The following is a 16,931-nucleotide window of genomic DNA, read 5'->3' on the forward strand; positions in this document are numbered from 1 at the left end:
ACCGACACGCGGTTTTGGAGACCGCTGCTCTACCTCTGAGCTACACCGACCTGTGGAGCGGATAGGCGGAGTCGAACCGCACCCAGCATGGCTTGGAAGGCCAGCGACACAACCCGTGTGCTTATCCACGATGTGGTGAGGCGCTGCGGCGGGTTGCTGTGGTGTTACGCCGCGTTGTTGCCTATGCCACCATCCTTCGCACCTCAGAAGCGCCGCCAGCATGTTGCTGATCTTGGATTGCCTTGGCCCCCCCAAGCAAGGCGACGCATCAGAATTGCGAAAGGCCCGTCTGTGACAGGCCTCTTGCGAAATTGCTTTTACGGCACATAAGGTATTTGGTCAACACCAAATCCACCATCAATAGCGCATGTGGATAGCCACCCGATCCAGCCCGTCCTTGAAAAGCGGAATGAGCGCGTGAGTGTTCCCCCGACGAAACTCAGACACCGGCCTGTTGTCTCGCAAGATATGTTCGAACAACGCCAGGTCCATCCGGGTCGCCCGCTTGGTGATGTATACCAAGTGCGACACGGCCTCGCACTGCTGCGCCACGGCGGCATCTGGCTTGGGTGACGACTGCACCCGCTCTTTCAGCGCACCGCCGCTTGAAAGCATCCCCACGCGACAGTAGGCGTCCCTGAGCAGCTTTGCCGCCTGCTCTTGCTTCATGGTCAGGGACAGCGCCCTATATACGTCCTTGCGGTATCGCCTGCCCATGTTGTTCGGGTTGTGATCGCGGTCCACTGGCTCGATCTCGGTCCCTGCGATCGCAGCCGCTGTGCCGGTGCCGTGATCCCCGCCCAAGGGTATCGGCTTCACGCTGACGCTGCGCCGCGCCCGCACCCTGCCCTTGCGTGTGATCTTGTGCTTTTTTGCCATGCCCGTGTCCTTGCCTGTAATCTGCCCCAGAGTTTTAAGAGCCAGCCCCGCGTTTCATCACAACCGATTTACTGACCTCACGCGACGCGATCCGCCCGCCGGTATCCATGACGTTAACCACGTCTTCACGCTGCTTTGCCCACTCGCGCGCCGAATCCATGGTGGAAAAAAATCTGGAGGCTCTGGTTCGACCCGTTCTCAGAACCGCCCATCCACGATCTGTCTTGGTTATGAATGCTGCCATTGCCTGTCCTCTGCCTGTTGTCTGCCGGTCTCTGCGCGAAAGGAGAACGCATACCCGGCACCGGGTGTTTCGGGACTGCGACCCGCCACCGCCCGCTGGACGCCGATTTATCGCTGATCGGTCACGCGGTCTGGGAGAATTTTTCTGCGATTTCCTTGAGAGTCTTCCGCTTCACACCTCCGAACACGCCCATATTTTCGAACACGTTCTGCTCTACTTCTCGAAGGTGCGCAGAGTTGGTGTATGGCCGGGTCACTTCTCGACCTGCCGTTTCCCGGTCCACTTGGATAACCGCGGAGCCGATCCAACTGCCGGGCCAAAATCTGCACTTTGATTGTGTCATATTGGGCGCGCTATCCCCCGATGAAATAGACAGTGCGGTGACGATATCGTTGTTCACCCGAAGAACGATCCACGGGCGAACTTTACCTCCAACCGTTTTGTGAATAAAAACATCGCCCCTTTTTACATGGCCTACTTGCGCCGGAGATCGGCACCCAGAAACATCCGGTGAAACATCTTTTTCAAGCACGTCTTTTAACTGACTGATCGTGTTTAGAATCGTTTTCACCTCGCCTTTGCTGTATTGCGATTTGGTGGTGTTTCCGACCTCGACCATAAGGCGAGCAGCCATCTGACTTGCGGTTTCCATCATCCCCTCCCCCACGTCTTGCCTGCGTCGGATGGACTGGAATCGCGGCTCCAGATCACAAAGCGCCACCTGACGCCTTCGATGTGCATTATTGAAACCGCCACAGAGGCGATCAGAGAGGCAATTAAAGACAATATAGCGACGAACCATTCATGCGTTATCTCTGCACCAGCAAACCAAAAATTCACACGAACAAGCATGGTCAAAATGAACGGGGTCACGAAAGGCACCAGCCATTTCAGATCAATGGTCATGTGCGTGTCTCCAGTGCTTTGTTATTGCCTTCCGTTTCAGGAAACGCAGCGTAGATCGGGCAACACCTGTAATTTTGGAAAATTGTGGTATGCTCAACCCGTCCCGATACAACTGGGATGGCTCGACGATGCATTTGTTGACTGATCCGGCCATCGTCACATCCCCAACGCGGATTTATACATTTCCAGCACCGCTTCTTCTTCGGCGAGATCATCGGCATCGCGTTTCCGCTGGGCGATCACCTTGCGCAGCACCTTGGTGTCGTAGCCGCGGCCCTTGGCCTCGGCCATCACCTCTTTCTGGCTTTCCGCGATGTCCTGTTTTTCGGCGGCAAGACGCTCGAACCGTTCGATGAACTGGCGTAGTTCCTGTCCGTTTGCGCTTGATATGTCGGTTACTTCATTCATGGGTTTCCCCTCCTATGTGTGTGTCTGGGCGGATGCCCGTGTGGTCGTGAAAAGCGGTGGCGACGCTCTGCTGCTGTGAAAAACAACATCACCAGCCATCTTTCTGGCAGCCCCCGAGACAAGCATCGCTGCGGCTTGAAATTCTGGATCGTGTTCTAGCCGACATACGGCCCGGTCAATGCCGTGCATCACCGACGTGTGGTCGCGGTCGCCGAAGTGCCGACCAATCTCCGGGTAACTGTAATGGCCAACCGGATTCAGTGACCGGATCAGGTGCATGGCCAAATGGCGCGGACGGCAAAGCGACTGCCTGCGGTTCGGTCCGCGTATGTCGGCGATGCTCACGCCGAAGTGTTCCGCTGTGCAGTGGATGATGATCGAAGGTGCGATGGTGGGGGTCATTCCGCTGCCCCCTGCCATTGGCCGTCTCCCGTTTTTGGGAACGCCTTTTGGTGGTACGTTGGGGCTTGGAACCTGCGGCCATTGCCGCCGTCACGCGCCAGCTTTTCCGCCGCGTCATGCCTAGCAATCAACTTCGCTTCTTTGGCGCGCGCCGTTTCTTCGCCGTAGAGGCTCTTAGCCGTGAAATACGAGTTCGACCGATACCGCCGAAGCGTATCTCGGCTGACCTCGCCGGTCGCCATGAGGGCGACGCAGTCGTTGCCGTATAGCCAACCCTCGCCGACCGGTTCGCCCGCGTTCATCCGTCTCGCAAGGATCGCCACCGGGTCCACCTCCCACTGGCCGCCAGCCATGCCGGGACCAGCTTCCTTCCGCAGATTCGAGCACACCGCTCCCAACTCGCCCTTGGTCGGCCACGCCCGTGTTTTCATCTGGTACTCGACCTGATCCAGAGCGCGGCTCACCCATCCCTCGTATCCGTCCATCGGGGCGAATTTGAACAGGACCGCCACCAGCGATTCCGTTTCGGCCTCCATGACCTCCAGCTTGTCGGACATGTTGCGCGGCGGGCTGTAGCGCTCCAGCCAAGAGGAAAAGGTGCTGGCGATGTGTTGCTTGCGAACGCTCATCAATCGTCTCCGTCGGTCATATGGCTGAAATCTGCTTTGAAGGTCTGGCGGGGTGGGATTGCGGCAAAACCGCTGCTGGTCGTGGGCCGGAGCGGATCGGCCGCCTTGGCCCCCGCCAAAGTCTGCATCGCCCGGTCCAGCGCTTTCGGGCCGCTCGGCGGATCGGCGTGCCTGGCGCGACTGTTGCGGGCCGTGTCGATGATTTCCGCGTCGGTCAGACCAAGATCGGTACGCCACCGGATGACGTGGATGGACGCGGCGGGCGGCATCCAGTGGGTCGGAATGAAACCGTTCTGGAGGCCGACAGCCGCCATGAGGTCGGACAGCAGATCATCAGAATTCTTTTGCTCAGAGGGTGCCGGTTTTTCGACCTCCGGTGGATCGTCGTCAGACGAATCGCGCGCGCCTCGCGCACTGCTGCTGCTACTTATCTGGCTTCTGGCTTCTGGCTTCTGGGCTTTAACCTCGGGGTTAACCCTAGACTCATCATTTTCCCTTGTTTTTAAGGCTGGGTTGCCTCCCATTCGACCATTTGATTTGTCACGTTCAGTCTTTTCAAAGTCCTCAATCATGCGCGAAGAAGCGATGAATGAACCGTCAACAATGATCGAAACGCCATTTTCGGACAATTCCGACAACAGCTTTCTGATGGTTCTGGGGTTGTCGCCAAGCATCTTGGCAAGCTCTTTTTCGGTCATCGGACGGCCCGAAATTTCCAGCCGACCAGTGCCTGCGCCATGCATCAGGCAGAGCATGTCGATCCACAACGACCGAGCGGCACGGGACACCAGTTTCAACTTTGGTTCGCCAAGCCAGTCACCGGTGTAGAATTTCAGCCACGGATCGCTCACTCGATAGCCCCCCGATGCGGGATGCTGACAAGTGGCTCCGTGACGATCCGAACCATGACGCATCCACCCTTCACCTTGCCGCCGATGGACCGCGTGACCGTGAACCGGCCATCATCGACGCCCATGGCATCGGCAATCCCGTCCCGGCCCGCCTTGAACGCAGCCTCGAGATTGTCGTCGTCGGGGTTGCGCATCGGGTGGAACGTCAGGTGGATGCGAATTTCACCCGGCCAGATCAGCTTGTGGACGTTCTGCTCCATGGCGAACATCTTGCAGGCATGTCGGTATGCCTTCGCGGCCCGCGCCTTTGCGAAGTGGTGTGCGCGGGCGTTGGGCCAAAGAGCACGGTCGGGCCATGGGCAGCGTATCAGGGTCATGCCGCCATCCATCCGCAAAACTCGGCGCTGCCATTGAACACACCCGTCTGATCGAACAGGTGCCATGCGCAGTTGTCCTTGCCGGTATGTTTGCTGTCAGGAATCCACTTCACCCGACCGACCGGCACGATCTTGCGCAGCCACGGGATGAAGGGTGCTGATTGCTTGGTGTGCGCCCAGTCGGCATCGAACAGCAGCCAGGTTGGCCGCATGACGCTGAAATGCGCGATCATGGGGTGCAGAATCTTGCGATCCCACGGCGGGTTTGTGATGATGTAGCTTGCACCGACGGGCGCTTCCCGTTGGAGGCAATCAGCCCGGTCGATGCACGGCCCTTGTGGCTCGATGTCACATGCGCCAAACGACTGGTGAAACTCTGCTTCGAGCGCATTTATCAGCGCACCGTTTCCAGCACACGGCTCCCAGAACGATACGTTGGGCGGCAGGTGTGGCAACAGAGGTTGGACCGCTTTCGCTGGCGTCGGATAGTAGTCCCGTGCGACACGGGCGAATGAAGATCGCTTACCCATCAGATACACCCTGTTTCCGCGCGCACGCCTTTGCTGCCGATATCCTCGCGCCCATAGAAACATCGCATGAGGTGAATGGCGTACTTGATCCGGTCGTTGTCCGTAGCGGTTTGTTTCTTCGCGCTAACCAAAATCATAGGAAGCCCTCCTGCACTTGCGCTGGAGGTGGCGCGACGAACAAATCCGGCTGACTATAAGCCTCCTCAACACGCTTGCACGCGATGTTGAAATAGTCGGGGTCCAGTTCGATGCCGATGCCCTTGCGGCCTAACTTGGCGCAGGCGGCTAGGGTTGTGCCGCCGCCCATAAATGGATCAAGGATGGTTTCGGACATGTTTGACCAGCTAAGAATCTGGTCGTGGGCCATGCTGTAAGGCATAGGCGCAGGATGACCGCTGGTGCTATTGTTATTCTTGATATGCCACCAGTTGAATCGCATACCGAAAGGCTTAATTTCTCTCCCCGTCCCGCTGATGCGCTTGGTGGATCCGTTTGGCTGCCGGTCGGTGCCGTGCATCTTAGTGCCAGCCCACTTATTTGCGCGGTCTTTGATCGGGTTGAAAGTCTTTGGTGCGCCCTTGGAAAATATGAACATATATTCATGACCCGAAAAGTAGCGGACGCTTTCGGGAAAATTCACGTTGTCTTTGACGTAGATCATTGTGTCGTGTAGATTTAAACCGCACTCAATGGCGTGTAGCGCTTGCTTGAATGAACTGCCTGTCTCGGATCCATTCACTGTAGCGTCTGCCACGTTCCACATGCATACGCCGCCCAACTTTAGGCGATATGCGACCAACTTGATGCAGTGCAGCAGATCAACCCCGTGGAAATTTTCGCCGTATTCGCGCAAATTGTCATAGGGGGGAGATGTCACCACAGCGTCCACATTCTCCAACAAGGGAATCACATTCGCGCAATCGCCCAGATAGAGCGTGCAATCACCGATGATCTCTTTGCGCTTCCATGGATCAGCCATCAGACCCATCCCAATTCTTGCCGCAGCTGGGTATGACGTGCCTGTGTGGCGAGAAAGCGCATCCGGGCCACCCCGGACTGCCCCGCCATGTGCTCTGCGCTCTCACAGAGGCTGTCAGCGCGTATCCGTAGGGCTTCCAGTGCGCAGCGTTGGCATGTGGGGGTATCAGCGCCGCCAGCCGCCCCCGTAGCTGTTACCAGAGCAGGAGGGTTTGCCCTGCGACGTGAATAAGAAGGCCGTGACGGACGAGGTTCATCAACGTCACGGCAGTTGCCAGCGCGACCGGAAAGGCCGGGAGGTAGTGCGCTGGGGGAAAGGTTGGGCGGATCACCACGGCCACCGCCGCCCGTCGATGTGTCGCCGGAGAACAAGCCGGAGCCGTGGGATTGAGTGGAAGCCATCACCGATACCCCGCACGAACGCGGCCTTCTGGCTCGCCGCTTTCATCAATGTCCGCTTTGCGAATTGCGGAGGTCATAGCCTCAATAGATTGCGCTTTGTGGGTTCCAATGCGCATCGCAATTTGTCGCGATGTTTCGCCCGCACGGCGTGCAGAAAGCCACGAAAGGTAAAGTTCATCTCGCTCGCGTGGCGTCATTGATCGACCCCCTGCGGGAATTTCCCCGCCCTCAACGGGTCCAGCAGCTTGCGGACCTGCTTTTCAGTTGCTGCCGTTGCTTGATCGCCGGGGTAGACGAAACGATAGCGAACAACCGGCGCGTAGGCCGGATCGGCGCAGACGCGAACGCGCTGGCGCGAGAACCAACCCTTTCGTTGCCACGTCCAAGTCCACGAAGGTGAGGAAGCGTCACCGCGCGGCTGATTTGCCTGCTCCCAAGGAGTCTCCCCGCGGCCCTCTCCCCTAATATGTCGCTCAATATAGCGAGCGCCGTTTTTCAGCGCTTCGTTGTTGGTCTTAAACGGGAAGCCCTTCCCATCGTGGTCAATCCATGGACCGTAGCGTTCGGTCATACCTCCACCTCCGCGCGCAGGCCCTTGCCGCCGATCAGGTAGTCAACAGGGGGCCGGTCCTCGAACGAGAAGCCGCGTCCGTTGCGGTATTCGCCGGGATCCGTGCCAGTGACGGGCATCGGCGCGGCGCGCGTCGGCTCCGGCGTGGCGGGCGGGATCGGCAGATCGCACGGCGGCAGGGTGACGCTGCTCTGCGCGACCTCGCGGTAGGCATTACGGGTGCGAGGGAAATCAACCATGTGTATATCCAATCGCCTCAAATGCTTCGGCCCGCGTGTAGCCACTGCGCTTCAAAACGTCGTAATCGGCGCGTTGCTCTGGTGTCAGGGCCGCAAGCGGGTTGAACTCTGGATCGGCGTTCAGTTGGCGAAAGCGTTCGGCATGAGCCGAATAGTCGCGCCGGAACTTGCGCCCAATGCGCCTCGCGCGCTGATATGTAGCGTGGGGAGTTACCCCCATCGCATTTGCGGCTTCTTTGCAGGACATATCGCGATCAAGGCACTCTTGGATGGTAAGCGTCATAGCGTTGCTCCCTGTGTGGATAGGTGGCAGGCTGGGGAAAACGGGAGGGGCGAACCGATGTGGTTTCGACGGCGGCGCAATTTGAAGGCGCGGGTCAATGCACTGGAAGCGGCAGTGGTCAACCTTACAATCGCCGCCGAGAGGGGGGACATAATTTCAGCCTCTCGAAGGCTGCGAAGGTTGGCACTCCAATTCCAACTCGAGGGCATCGGCACAAAGGAGGACTCTAAGGAGATATTCCACATAGCCGAATTGCTGGAACTCGCAGTCGAAGACGCGCATTCGGACGAAGTGCTTTGAGGGATCATCACGCCACCCCCGATTGCGTTTTGCGGTCGGGGGGTTGAACCTGCGACAGTCCCAGAACGGCGCGTAGCTTATCGGCCTTGTCCAGCCGCTTTATTTCCGAGCGCGACACGTCAACCGGAATTGCGTCCAACACCTGAATGTCCTCGACGCCGTATCCCTCGCGCAAACGCGCACGGATCACTGTAGCCGTGTGATCGTCATAGTCGGCAAGGTCAGCAAGGCGGTGAACCGCTTGCGCAGAGACACGATTGTTAAGGGTGGCAATCGAAATATCGCGCTGCGTATCGCCTGAACTCGCTTTTCTCTGTCGGCCTGTTTCGTCAGTGGTGAAATAGTCCTCAAGCGCATCAACGCATGGTGCAACCTCGGCAAAAAGGTCATGTAGCGTGTTGTCTATGGTCACCCAATCGCCGCGCGCTCGACACGAATTGGCGTTGGCAAGGATGTGACGCTCATAGGCCGATGCAGTTTGGTGATTTGGCAGCATCAGTAGGCGCGAGAACACCAATTCAAAAGGGGACGAAGCCCGCAACTGGCCAATCCGATAAGCCGGGTTTCCAGTGATGCCGACCTTGCCAACGACCTCGCCGACGCACTCGATGCAGTATAGGTAGCAATCGCCCCCGCCGGTCATAGCCCCACCCTCCGGAAATATTTTTCCGCTAGGTCCTTGAGGGCGAAATACCGACGCAAAGCCCGGCGTGACCGGGCCTCATAGAAGCGGGCAAGGGCATAGCTGAGGGGCTTCATTTCCGCCCCTCGATCCTGTCGAAAACCAGTTCCGCGCCAGCAAGGGCAGCGACGGCGAAAAGGTAGTGAATTGCCGCGCTGTTTTCGCACCGCAGCCAGTTGATGACCTGCCGGGGCGATACGTCCAAAACCCGTGCCGCCTTGTGCGACAGGTCGTGTTCGGACGGTGACGGAAAGGCCCGCCAAAGAAGAGCGGCGAAGGCGCGACGGGCCGACGAAACGTTGTCGCCCGCACAATCTGCAAGATTTTTCATGGGTTGGTTCCTAAGTTTCTGGTGTGAGCAAGAAACTTGGAAGTCAGATGGAGACGGGGCCGCGTTCATGGCGCGGCCTCGTTTTCTTTGCATCGCGCCCGAGCCAGTTCTTCAAGGGTCAGAGACTTGCCCTCCGCCTTCGCGGCGTCGATCAGCCGGAAGTCGTAAGTTGCTGGAATAGTGCCACGCCGCTTCCATGCAGCGACAGTTTGATAGGGCGCATTCAGCGCAGCAGCCAGGGCCGCAGGCGTAGGCCAAATATGAGTGATATGCTCCATGCATAGATATATGCATCACAGCAATCCGAAGGTCAATGCCTATTGCATAGCTGTTTCGGATAGAAAGCCCTGATGGAAAACTACGAACGCTTAAGAGATGCCCGTAAGAAGGCTGGATTCAAAACGGCAGCGGCAGCGGCAGAGCGGCACGGTTGGTCTTATCCGACCTACGCCGGGCACGAAAACGGCTCTCGGGGAATTACAGTCGATGCCGCCGAAACATACGCCAGAGCGTTCCGTGTGCAGCCTGACTGGCTACTCTTTGGTCAACAGAAGCCGCAACAGGTCGAAAGCGCCGTTGATGCGAGCGAGGGGTCTGATTTAGTGCCGGTGTTCGACATTTCCGCCAGCGCAGGACATGGAAGCGTTGTGGACGATTACGAGGCCGTTTCGCATTCACTTGCATTTCCGCCCGGATACCTTAGCAAGCTGACGCGCGCGAACCCGCGCGACCTGGCTATCATCAGCGTCAAGGGCGACTCCATGCTGCCCACGCTGCACGACGATGATATCGTGATGCTGGATGCCAGTAAGCGCGACCTAAGTTTTGATGGCCTGTTCGTCTTGCAATTCGGTGGAACGCTGCACGTCAAGCGCGTCACCCGGTCAGCGAAGCCGGATAGCATCACGATCCTGTCCGACAACCGGGAACTGTATCCGCCGCAAGAATGGCCGCGAGGTGAAGTCGAGGTGATCGGCAAGGTGCTTTGGGCGGGGGGAAAGGTGTGACGGAGAATGACGGTTGTTTCCCTTGACCAAATTCGAGGCTTGATCACGCCGCTTTAAGATCAGACCGAACCTAGATTCTGCTTCAAGCCCGCCCTGACCGGCGGGTTTTTTTGTGCGCGCGATTCCCTGCATTTCAAAAAGTCGAACCTACCGCATATTTCTATGCAATTCGCATTGACAAGTTTCTATGCGTCATGCATACCTATCCCCAATGCAGCACCCCGCTGCACGGAGATAGACGATGGCAATGAGACCCGCAGTATCCAGATACATCGCCCGCCGCTTGGCGTTGTTTGGTGTTCCCGCCGATGAGGCGCAACGGATGTCCGTAGAAGGTCGCATGACCGCGGCTGACGGTGGGGATGTGGAAATTCCACACAACGTCCCGCGCGTCCTTGGTCGCGGTGAGTTGAGCGTGATCGAAGGCTTTGCCTCCATCTACATCAACCGTCGGCGCAGTTACGCCGTCAGGACGGATCGCGCCGCTATGGCCGCTCGCGAGAGCGTCTCTGCTTTCGCCGCATAGGAGATAGACGGTGAACACAGCACAGAAAATGAACGCAGCGTGGCTCGGCGTGGACCCGGACTACTACGACGCGCAATCAGCGCGGATCGCCACGGACCAAACAAAGAACGTCGTGGATTCCCAGAAAGCGCCACATGCGCCGCGCGGGACCCCGGCAAAGCCAAAACGGCGTTCCAGCACGGTTTTGCTTCCACGCCTTTTCAAGGGTCACCGCCCGTAAGGACGGCGCAGGAGATAGACGATGAACACGCACACCATTTTCGAGAACCTCGCGGCCAACGCTCAAGCAATGCTTGCCAAGGCTCCGGTCGCGAACGTGACGACTTACATGCATTTCCACGATCACGTGAGCGGTGAAGTGCTGGAGGATTGCGTGTGCAATCTACTGGTCGAGGTCACCCGGTTTCAAGATGGCGACGGCTCGCCTGCATACGTCGAGAGCGATGTCGTCCTCGTCAGCGCATATGTCGGTCGCTTGGACCTGCCCCGCGCCGCCATGGTCGCGCTGCTTGGTGAGGAGACCATCAAAGCCGCAGAGAAAGCGTGGGCCGAGTCCTCTTGGGCTGAGGCTGTCATGGCGGACTTGGTGACATGACCACCCCCTTCCCCCACACCCGCGCCACTCACGGCCAAGCGGGAAAGTCCCCCGGCGGCGCACCCACACCCGACCGCCGGGGGCCAGAGGACAGCGGGATCGACGCTGCCCTGCGCAAGATCGCCGTTCCGCCGTCACGGGCTGACTGGATCGCATTTCTGGAAGCGCGCACGGAATTTGAAATGGGGTGCGATGTCGATACATGCCGCCCCCGCCATGACGCCACGAAGATTGGAGAGTGACATGAACGGACAACCACACTTTGCTCGGATGCTGGAAGCGCAAAACGCCGACCGGATCGCGGCAGACAATCGCCGCCGTCGCGTGGCCATCGGCTTCCTGATCTTTGTCGTCGTCGCGTCCGTGACCCTGCTGGCAGGGGTGGTTCTGTGACCCCCGCAGACCGCGCTTGGTATGCCTTCTGGGGCATCATGGGGCCGGGGCTGGCTTACATCGCCGGGTCGCTGCTGTCGGCTTGGCTCAACTATCCCTGAAAAGGGGTGAACGCGGAAGGTGCGAAGGTTGGACGCCGATTAGCCTGAGAAATTCAGAGCCGCACCGACCGCTCACAAGGAAAGGATACCACCATGAATGTGCATAATCACATCGAAGTCATCAAGAGCGTGTCCGCCACCATTCGCGACATGCTTGGCGAGGATTTTGACGACCAGACATTTCTGGATACGCTGGACGGCGAAACCGACGCGATGGACATGCTTGAGCATCTGGTGAAGTCGCGCGTTGAGGCGCAGGAAATCGAAAAGGCCAACAAGGCCATTGCTGCGACATACACGGCCCGCGCCAAACGTCACGCCGATCAGGTGACTGCGATCAACAAGGGTCTTGGCAAGCTGCTCGACGCGACCGGTCAGGCTAAGATCGCACACACAATTGCGACCGTTTCGAGGCTGAAACCCCGTCAGTCCCTTTCCATCATCAATGACACCGAAGTGCCGCGCCAGCTTTGCAATACGGTGCCGGATAACGCCGCGATTAAAGCCCAGCTTGAGGCTGGCGTGGACGTTCCCGGTGCGGAACTGGTCACCGGTGAACCCGGCGTTTCCGTGAGGGTGAAATGATGGATTGGGATGAAGTCAGCAAGGCGCTCGCGGCACCTTTGAACCCCGCCGCGATCAAGCCCCCGCCCAAGGGCAAGTTTGGCGAATACGTGGACGGACTGCACGTGATCCGTGAGGCAAACCGCATATTTGGTTTCAACGGATGGTCCTACACCGTCGAACGACTTGAGCAAACACACATGAAGGTCGAACAGCTTTCCGGCAGCAACGGGCCGTATGAGCAACTGCGATGCTCGTTTCTGTGCGCCGTTCGGGTGAATGTGGATGGTGTGATCCGCGAGGGCTTGGCTGTCGGCGTTGGCAACGGAAAGCCAGAAAACGCGGGCGACGTGATCGAGAGCGCGGTAAAGGAAGCCGAAACAGACGCACTCAAGCGGGCGCTGCGGACGTTTGGAAACACGTTCGGGCTAGCGCTTTACGAAAAAGACAAGGCCAACCGGGAGGTTGGTGTGCCGAAACAGGAAAGAACGCCAGCGGCGGTGCGCGATTTCATCAAGTCGAACGTATCCAAGGCCAATTCAGCAAATGAATTGAAGGAATGGTGGACCCGCGAAAACATCGTCGCCCTGCGCGATGAACTGCCTGAACCCATGCAGAACGAGGTGACAAAGGCATACAGCGACAAGATCGACGCCCTTCCCAAGTCTGATCAGGAATCCGCGTAATGGCCGACATACACATGACCCGCACCCCGCAGGGGCTATCCCCCGCCACGGCGGACGCCGCCGAAATGCTGGCGAAAATCGGCATTGGCAGACCTGTGAATGCCAAGGTGTCGCAGCCGCGAAACGGCAAGTTTCACCGCAAATTCTTCGCGATGCTTGACGTGGCATACAGCAATCACGAGTGGCCCGAGATCGAATCCAAATGGGGCAAGGTCACGACCAGCCGCGATATGTTCCGCCGGTATGTGATCGTGAGGGCCGGTCACTACGAGGCGGACCTTACCCCGTCCGGTGAAGTGCGCGTTTCACCCAAGTCCATCGCTTGGTCGAAGATGGATGAGACCGAGTTTCACAGCCTCTACAGCGATGTGCTTGACGTAATTCTGCGGGAATTTCTGACCAACTGGCAGGCGGGAGACATGGATCACGCAGTCAATCAGATGCTGGGGTTTGCGTGATGAACCTCACCCGACAGCCCGTTCACCAGAAGCCCGCCAAGGCCTCGAAACCACCCCGCAAGCGGATGCGTCAGGTGTCGCTCAAGAAGGCCGCACACCGGAAATCAGACGCTGGCAAGGCCGGGACCGTCTACATGGCGATGGTAGCACAGCTTCCGTGCGCTGCGTGTTTCCTGATGGGTCGGACGCAGAACGCACCAACCGAAGTGCACCACTTCAAGAGCGGTCGCTACGGATCACGCCGTGTCAGCGACGAAAAAAACCATGCCCCTCTGCCACAGCCACCACAACAAGCTGCAACCCTACCCCGGCGATGAACACATCACCGGATTCCACAACGGGCAGAAGGCTTGGGAGGCGCAGTTTGGCCCGGACTACACGTTCGAGCCATGGGTGAAGGCCCGGATCGGCGCGCTGACCGGCACGATTGAATTTTGAAAGGAAACTACCATGCCAAGAGAACAAAGCCACGAGTCAAAAATGATGCTGGCCATAACAAAATCCCAAATACTGGAGGCGCACTGGGATTCGTTGCCAGACGATGAAAAGCGAGAAATGACGACCGAAGTCTGTTTCGCGCTGCGCGAGTTGATGGACTTCCGGAACATCGTCAACGCAATGGTGTCGCTCGAGCGGCCCGTGAAGGAAGCCGCGGCTCCCTACGTCGTCGATGAAGGGGATCTGTGATGAAAACCCCAACCCTCCCCAAGCCACCGACATACCGGCCCATTCCGCCGTGGTCGCACTTCGAGGTCACGCCCGATGGGATCGTCATTCCGGGTTCTCGCCTGATCGACGTTACCCCGCCTGCGCATGTCTGCGCATGGGCGATGAAGGGCGGTGCGTGATGGATTCCAAGGATGGCGGGCCAGCGTTCCCGAGACCACACACGGATTGGCAGGAAGGCTTTGAAGGCATGAGTTTGCGCGACTGGTTCGCGGGGCAGTGCATAGCCGGCGCTCTTGGGGACAGCCAATGGTCGCTGTCGACGCCAGCGACAGCGATTTGGGCTTACGAGATGGCCGACGCCATGATTGCAGCACGGAGCCACCCCCATGACCAGTAACCCCAACACAGACGCGCCGGAGCGGATATGGACCAAGCCTGGATACGATAGCTGGGACAGGTTTGGTGGATGGTCGATCACCGTAGGATTTGGTGGCACCGAATACATTCGCGCCGACCTGTCCGACGCCAAGGATGCAGAGATCGCGGAGTTAGAGAGGGCGTTAGAGGAAATGACTCGCCGCCGGGATGCATGGAAAGAACGCGCCGCCGGTCATGTGGAAATACAGAACGCGCTTGCGTCACGGGTATCATCAGAGCCGAAAATTGGCATCGCTCGCGCGTTGCTGGTGGCGTGGATCAATGAATTGGAGCGGGCGCTGCAGAGCATTTCCACCTATCGCGCCGATTGCCACTCCTACGATAACGACATGGGGCGGTATCGCCGGAACTTTAATGAAGGCGACGTGGCAAAGATCGAGAGCATCGCCCACGCCGTCCTGAAAGGAGACACCGATGGATAGGACCGATGCACTGCGGGTGATGATTGCAGGTGTTATGGCGGGGCAGTTTGAACACAAGCTATCGCACTTCATTTTCTCCGGGCATGTTCATCAAGAGGGGTATCCAGCAGAAGCCTTTCGAGGATCGCTCCACGCTGCCGTGGCGCTGCATGAGGCGGTGCTGCCGGGCATGTCTTGGGAGTTGAGGAGTAGCGGGTTCGGCGGCGCTCAAGCATTGATCTGGAATCCGAGATTAGCGCCACATAGGCAAAGAAACTGTATGTCCGAAAGCACTTTTCCCGCCCGCGCATGGCTTCTCGAAATTTTGAAAACCCTCCTCGCCCAAGCCACCGAAGGGGAGGGCGCGGCATGACGCAGCAATTCGAAATCAAACAATTCTCAACGCTTGATTCTGCTTTTGGTGCGCGCTTGGTGGACTATCCGGCGATGGAAGATATTCCTGAAGAATTCCGTCGCGGGCGCGGCAAGGGTGTCGCCGTTTTCTCGGCGCTGTTCTTCGAAGGCGGCAAACTATCCGACCACGGCCTCACGCTGAAACCCGGAACGGACCATGCAGCGTTCCATACGGCTCTGCGCGCACTGATGTCTTCTTTTGAACCGCCGCACGAACTTAAAGCGGCAACGTGCGCATGGTTGATCGAGAGCCACACAATGCCGATCAAAGCGGAGACCACCCCATGACCCGCATGATCCCCAAGCAATTCAACCCCGCCGGGGATCGCGTGATCCACCAGAACGTGATGGAGGTGGCTTGATGGATCGTCCGTTCACGCCAGACACCCTTGCTATGCGCTGGGGTGTCAGTGCAACCATGGTCCGCAATATGTGCGGGTCCGGTGAAATCGAGCATTTCCGCCTAGGAAAACTCTATCGAATCCCCGCGAAAGCAGTGGAGGACTACGAATGTCGGAAATCAGTATCGGACGCCTGCGGGGTGGATTCAGCGTCTATTGGCGGAACGAAAACGGTAAGCGACTGCGCTATCAGCTTGCGGCACGCACCCGAAAGGAAGCAGAGGCGGAAGCAATAGATGTCTATCGGAGCAAAAATAAACCGACGGGACAGGCAACAGTCATGACTTGCTGGAATGGCTACATCGACAGCCTGGGCAATCGCCCCACTGCAACGACGCTGAAATACACTGGCAAGTCGATACTGGAGCACTTCGGGCATTTGAGGCCCGACCAGATTGAACGCGCGCTTTGTATAGATTACGACCGCAAGCGCCGAGACCACGGTATCAGCCAAGGTTCGATCCATACGGAGCTGGGCCACTTGCGGAGTGCGATGCGATTTGCAGAGCGGGATCGCATGATCGAACGCGCACCGCATATCTGGCGTCCAGCAAAACCGATGCCAAAGGACCGCTTTCTTGATCGTGACGAAATTGACAAGCTGATCGGCGCTACAACTACACCGCACATTCGCTTGGCGATTATCTTGATGCTTGGAACCGCTTGCCGCGTCGGCGCAATCCTTGATTTGGAATGGGACCGGGTGGACTTTGATAGCGGCACTATCAACCTGCGCCTGCCCGACGCGGTGACACGTAAAGGACGCGCTATAGTGCCGATGAACGGCATGACCCGCACCGCATTGCGGACGGCATACGACGCTGCGCTTTCGGACTATGTGATCGAATACGCTGGCGGACGAGTCAAAAAAATCCGCACGGGCTTTTCGAAGGCCGTTGAACGGTCTGGCCTGACTGACGTGACAATCCACACCTTGCGGCATACCGCTGCCGTGCACATGGTCAGCGCGGGCGTTCCTATGTCCAAGGTCAGTCAGTATCTGGGCCACAGCAATACGCAAACGACAGAGCGCGTATACGCACGTTATGCTCCGTCACACATGCAGGATGCGGCGGATATTCTGAACTTCACCACGATCAAGAAAGCAAGGAGCTAGGTTCAATGAACCGGAGAGCACATTGTAAATTTCCGCAAAACGCTAGTGTAATATGGTGGGCGATGAGAGATTCGAACTCCCGACATCTTCGATGTGAACGAAGCGCTCTACCACTGAGCTAATCGCCCTTCCGCGTGGATTTAGCGCCC

The 16,931-nt window shown here is 58.1% G+C and carries 32 protein-coding genes and 2 tRNA genes; 16 read left to right on the forward strand and 18 right to left on the reverse strand.

Annotated features, from left to right (window positions below; translation table 11 throughout):
* Window positions 1-53: 53 nt before the first annotated feature.
* From AC04PH_RS10995 to AC04PH_RS11075, 17 genes are all read right to left on the reverse strand, one after another.
* Window positions 54-129, reverse strand: a tRNA-Gly gene (locus AC04PH_RS10995).
* Between the two features lie 228 nt (window positions 130-357).
* The gene (locus AC04PH_RS11000) at window positions 358-879 is read right to left on the reverse strand and encodes a hypothetical protein (RefSeq protein ID WP_483065779.1); all 522 of its coding nucleotides are present in this window, start codon (window positions 877-879) and stop codon (window positions 358-360) included.
* A gap of 34 nt (window positions 880-913) precedes the next feature.
* The gene (locus AC04PH_RS11005) at window positions 914-1,123 is read right to left on the reverse strand and encodes a DUF2188 domain-containing protein (RefSeq protein ID WP_483065780.1); all 210 of its coding nucleotides are present in this window, start codon (window positions 1,121-1,123) and stop codon (window positions 914-916) included.
* Window positions 1,124-1,244: 121 nt separating this feature from the next.
* On the reverse strand, window positions 1,245-1,775 hold the full coding sequence (locus AC04PH_RS11010) for a hypothetical protein (RefSeq protein WP_483065781.1): 531 nt from the start codon (window positions 1,773-1,775) through the stop codon (window positions 1,245-1,247).
* Window positions 1,775-2,029: a hypothetical protein gene (locus AC04PH_RS11015; RefSeq protein WP_483065782.1), complete on the reverse strand. Its 255-nt coding sequence runs from the start codon at window positions 2,027-2,029 to the stop codon at window positions 1,775-1,777. Before AC04PH_RS11015 ends, AC04PH_RS11010 begins: the two co-directional genes overlap by 1 nt.
* A 156-nt stretch (window positions 2,030-2,185) precedes the next feature.
* Entirely contained in the window at window positions 2,186-2,437 is a 252-nt protein-coding gene (locus AC04PH_RS11020) for a DUF2312 domain-containing protein (RefSeq protein WP_483065783.1), read from the reverse strand.
* 12 nt (window positions 2,438-2,449) lie between these two features.
* Window positions 2,450-2,839, reverse strand: a complete 390-nt coding sequence (locus AC04PH_RS11025; RefSeq protein ID WP_483065784.1) for a helix-turn-helix domain-containing protein — start codon at window positions 2,837-2,839, stop codon at window positions 2,450-2,452.
* Window positions 2,836-3,468 carry a hypothetical protein gene (locus AC04PH_RS11030; protein WP_483065785.1) on the reverse strand — a complete coding sequence of 211 codons (633 nt, stop codon included), beginning with the start codon at window positions 3,466-3,468 and terminating at the stop codon, window positions 2,836-2,838. Before AC04PH_RS11030 ends, AC04PH_RS11025 begins: the two co-directional genes overlap by 4 nt.
* Window positions 3,468-4,319: a helix-turn-helix domain-containing protein gene (locus AC04PH_RS11035; protein WP_483065786.1), complete on the reverse strand. Its 852-nt coding sequence runs from the start codon at window positions 4,317-4,319 to the stop codon at window positions 3,468-3,470. Before AC04PH_RS11035 ends, AC04PH_RS11030 begins: the two co-directional genes overlap by 1 nt.
* Window positions 4,316-4,696, reverse strand: coding sequence for a hypothetical protein (locus AC04PH_RS11040; RefSeq protein WP_483065787.1), 381 nt, complete (start codon window positions 4,694-4,696; stop codon window positions 4,316-4,318). The genes AC04PH_RS11035 and AC04PH_RS11040 overlap by 4 nt, the downstream gene beginning before the upstream one ends.
* Window positions 4,693-5,226, reverse strand: coding sequence for a class I SAM-dependent methyltransferase (locus tag AC04PH_RS11045; protein WP_483065788.1), 534 nt, complete (start codon window positions 5,224-5,226; stop codon window positions 4,693-4,695). Before AC04PH_RS11045 ends, AC04PH_RS11040 begins: the two co-directional genes overlap by 4 nt.
* 133 nt (window positions 5,227-5,359) lie before the next feature.
* Window positions 5,360-6,205 carry a DNA-methyltransferase gene (locus AC04PH_RS11050; RefSeq protein ID WP_483065789.1) on the reverse strand — a complete coding sequence of 282 codons (846 nt, stop codon included), beginning with the start codon at window positions 6,203-6,205 and terminating at the stop codon, window positions 5,360-5,362.
* A 594-nt stretch (window positions 6,206-6,799) separates the two neighbouring features.
* The gene (locus AC04PH_RS11055) at window positions 6,800-7,177 is read right to left on the reverse strand and encodes a hypothetical protein (protein WP_483065790.1); all 378 of its coding nucleotides are present in this window, start codon (window positions 7,175-7,177) and stop codon (window positions 6,800-6,802) included.
* On the reverse strand, window positions 7,174-7,416 hold the full coding sequence (locus tag AC04PH_RS11060) for a hypothetical protein (RefSeq protein ID WP_483065791.1): 243 nt from the start codon (window positions 7,414-7,416) through the stop codon (window positions 7,174-7,176). The genes AC04PH_RS11055 and AC04PH_RS11060 overlap by 4 nt, the downstream gene beginning before the upstream one ends.
* A complete protein-coding gene (locus tag AC04PH_RS11065; RefSeq protein WP_483065792.1) occupies window positions 7,409-7,699 on the reverse strand; it encodes a hypothetical protein in 291 nt (96 codons plus the stop codon). Before AC04PH_RS11065 ends, AC04PH_RS11060 begins: the two co-directional genes overlap by 8 nt.
* Before the next feature lie 307 nt (window positions 7,700-8,006).
* Window positions 8,007-8,642: a GIY-YIG nuclease family protein gene (locus AC04PH_RS11070; protein WP_483065793.1), complete on the reverse strand. Its 636-nt coding sequence runs from the start codon at window positions 8,640-8,642 to the stop codon at window positions 8,007-8,009.
* A gap of 112 nt (window positions 8,643-8,754) precedes the next feature.
* A complete protein-coding gene (locus tag AC04PH_RS11075; protein ID WP_483065794.1) occupies window positions 8,755-9,012 on the reverse strand; it encodes a hypothetical protein in 258 nt (85 codons plus the stop codon).
* Between the two features lie 350 nt (window positions 9,013-9,362).
* Between AC04PH_RS11075 and AC04PH_RS11080 the strand changes: the two genes are divergently transcribed.
* The 16 genes from AC04PH_RS11080 (at window position 9,363) to AC04PH_RS11155 (ending at window position 16,782) form a co-directional block, all read left to right on the forward strand.
* A complete protein-coding gene (locus tag AC04PH_RS11080; protein ID WP_483065795.1) occupies window positions 9,363-10,019 on the forward strand; it encodes an XRE family transcriptional regulator in 657 nt (218 codons plus the stop codon).
* Between the two features lie 340 nt (window positions 10,020-10,359).
* Complete coding sequence (locus AC04PH_RS11085; protein ID WP_483065796.1) at window positions 10,360-10,545, forward strand: hypothetical protein; 186 nt, start codon at window positions 10,360-10,362, stop codon at window positions 10,543-10,545.
* Window positions 10,546-10,786: 241 nt separating this feature from the next.
* Window positions 10,787-11,140, forward strand: coding sequence for a hypothetical protein (locus AC04PH_RS11090; RefSeq protein WP_483065797.1), 354 nt, complete (start codon window positions 10,787-10,789; stop codon window positions 11,138-11,140).
* On the forward strand, window positions 11,137-11,382 hold the full coding sequence (locus tag AC04PH_RS11095) for a hypothetical protein (protein WP_483065798.1): 246 nt from the start codon (window positions 11,137-11,139) through the stop codon (window positions 11,380-11,382). The genes AC04PH_RS11090 and AC04PH_RS11095 overlap by 4 nt, the downstream gene beginning before the upstream one ends.
* Before the next feature lies 1 nt (window position 11,383).
* Window positions 11,384-11,533 carry a hypothetical protein gene (locus AC04PH_RS11100; protein ID WP_483065799.1) on the forward strand — a complete coding sequence of 50 codons (150 nt, stop codon included), beginning with the start codon at window positions 11,384-11,386 and terminating at the stop codon, window positions 11,531-11,533.
* A gap of 194 nt (window positions 11,534-11,727) precedes the next feature.
* Window positions 11,728-12,219, forward strand: a complete 492-nt coding sequence (locus tag AC04PH_RS11105; protein ID WP_483065800.1) for a siphovirus Gp157 family protein — start codon at window positions 11,728-11,730, stop codon at window positions 12,217-12,219.
* On the forward strand, window positions 12,219-12,884 hold the full coding sequence (locus tag AC04PH_RS11110) for a Rad52/Rad22 family DNA repair protein (RefSeq protein WP_483065801.1): 666 nt from the start codon (window positions 12,219-12,221) through the stop codon (window positions 12,882-12,884). Before AC04PH_RS11105 ends, AC04PH_RS11110 begins: the two co-directional genes overlap by 1 nt.
* Entirely contained in the window at window positions 12,884-13,342 is a 459-nt protein-coding gene (locus tag AC04PH_RS11115; protein ID WP_483065802.1) for a DUF1367 family protein, read from the forward strand. Before AC04PH_RS11110 ends, AC04PH_RS11115 begins: the two co-directional genes overlap by 1 nt.
* Window positions 13,343-13,585: 243 nt before the next feature.
* The gene (locus tag AC04PH_RS11120; RefSeq protein WP_483065803.1) at window positions 13,586-13,780 is read left to right on the forward strand and encodes a hypothetical protein; all 195 of its coding nucleotides are present in this window, start codon (window positions 13,586-13,588) and stop codon (window positions 13,778-13,780) included.
* A 12-nt stretch (window positions 13,781-13,792) separates the two neighbouring features.
* A complete protein-coding gene (locus AC04PH_RS11125) occupies window positions 13,793-14,029 on the forward strand; it encodes a hypothetical protein (protein ID WP_483065804.1) in 237 nt (78 codons plus the stop codon).
* On the forward strand, window positions 14,029-14,190 hold the full coding sequence (locus tag AC04PH_RS11130; RefSeq protein ID WP_483065805.1) for a hypothetical protein: 162 nt from the start codon (window positions 14,029-14,031) through the stop codon (window positions 14,188-14,190). The genes AC04PH_RS11125 and AC04PH_RS11130 overlap by 1 nt, the downstream gene beginning before the upstream one ends.
* Window positions 14,191-14,397: 207 nt before the next feature.
* Window positions 14,398-14,871 (forward strand): hypothetical protein, encoded by a 474-nt coding sequence (locus AC04PH_RS11135; RefSeq protein WP_483065806.1) that lies wholly within the window; start codon window positions 14,398-14,400, stop codon window positions 14,869-14,871.
* A complete protein-coding gene (locus tag AC04PH_RS11140) occupies window positions 14,864-15,223 on the forward strand; it encodes a hypothetical protein (RefSeq protein ID WP_483065807.1) in 360 nt (119 codons plus the stop codon). Before AC04PH_RS11135 ends, AC04PH_RS11140 begins: the two co-directional genes overlap by 8 nt.
* Complete coding sequence (locus AC04PH_RS11145; RefSeq protein WP_483065808.1) at window positions 15,220-15,552, forward strand: hypothetical protein; 333 nt, start codon at window positions 15,220-15,222, stop codon at window positions 15,550-15,552. The genes AC04PH_RS11140 and AC04PH_RS11145 overlap by 4 nt, the downstream gene beginning before the upstream one ends.
* Before the next feature lie 73 nt (window positions 15,553-15,625).
* A complete protein-coding gene (locus tag AC04PH_RS11150; RefSeq protein ID WP_483065809.1) occupies window positions 15,626-15,901 on the forward strand; it encodes a helix-turn-helix domain-containing protein in 276 nt (91 codons plus the stop codon).
* Between the two features lie 44 nt (window positions 15,902-15,945).
* A complete protein-coding gene (locus tag AC04PH_RS11155) occupies window positions 15,946-16,782 on the forward strand; it encodes a tyrosine-type recombinase/integrase (protein WP_483065810.1) in 837 nt (278 codons plus the stop codon).
* Between the two features lie 53 nt (window positions 16,783-16,835).
* Here AC04PH_RS11155 and AC04PH_RS11160 read toward each other — a convergent pair.
* Window positions 16,836-16,910: transfer RNA gene (locus AC04PH_RS11160), tRNA-Val, on the reverse strand.
* Window positions 16,911-16,931 lie beyond the last annotated feature (21 nt).

The organism is Yoonia sp. KMU-150 (assembly GCF_056858355.1).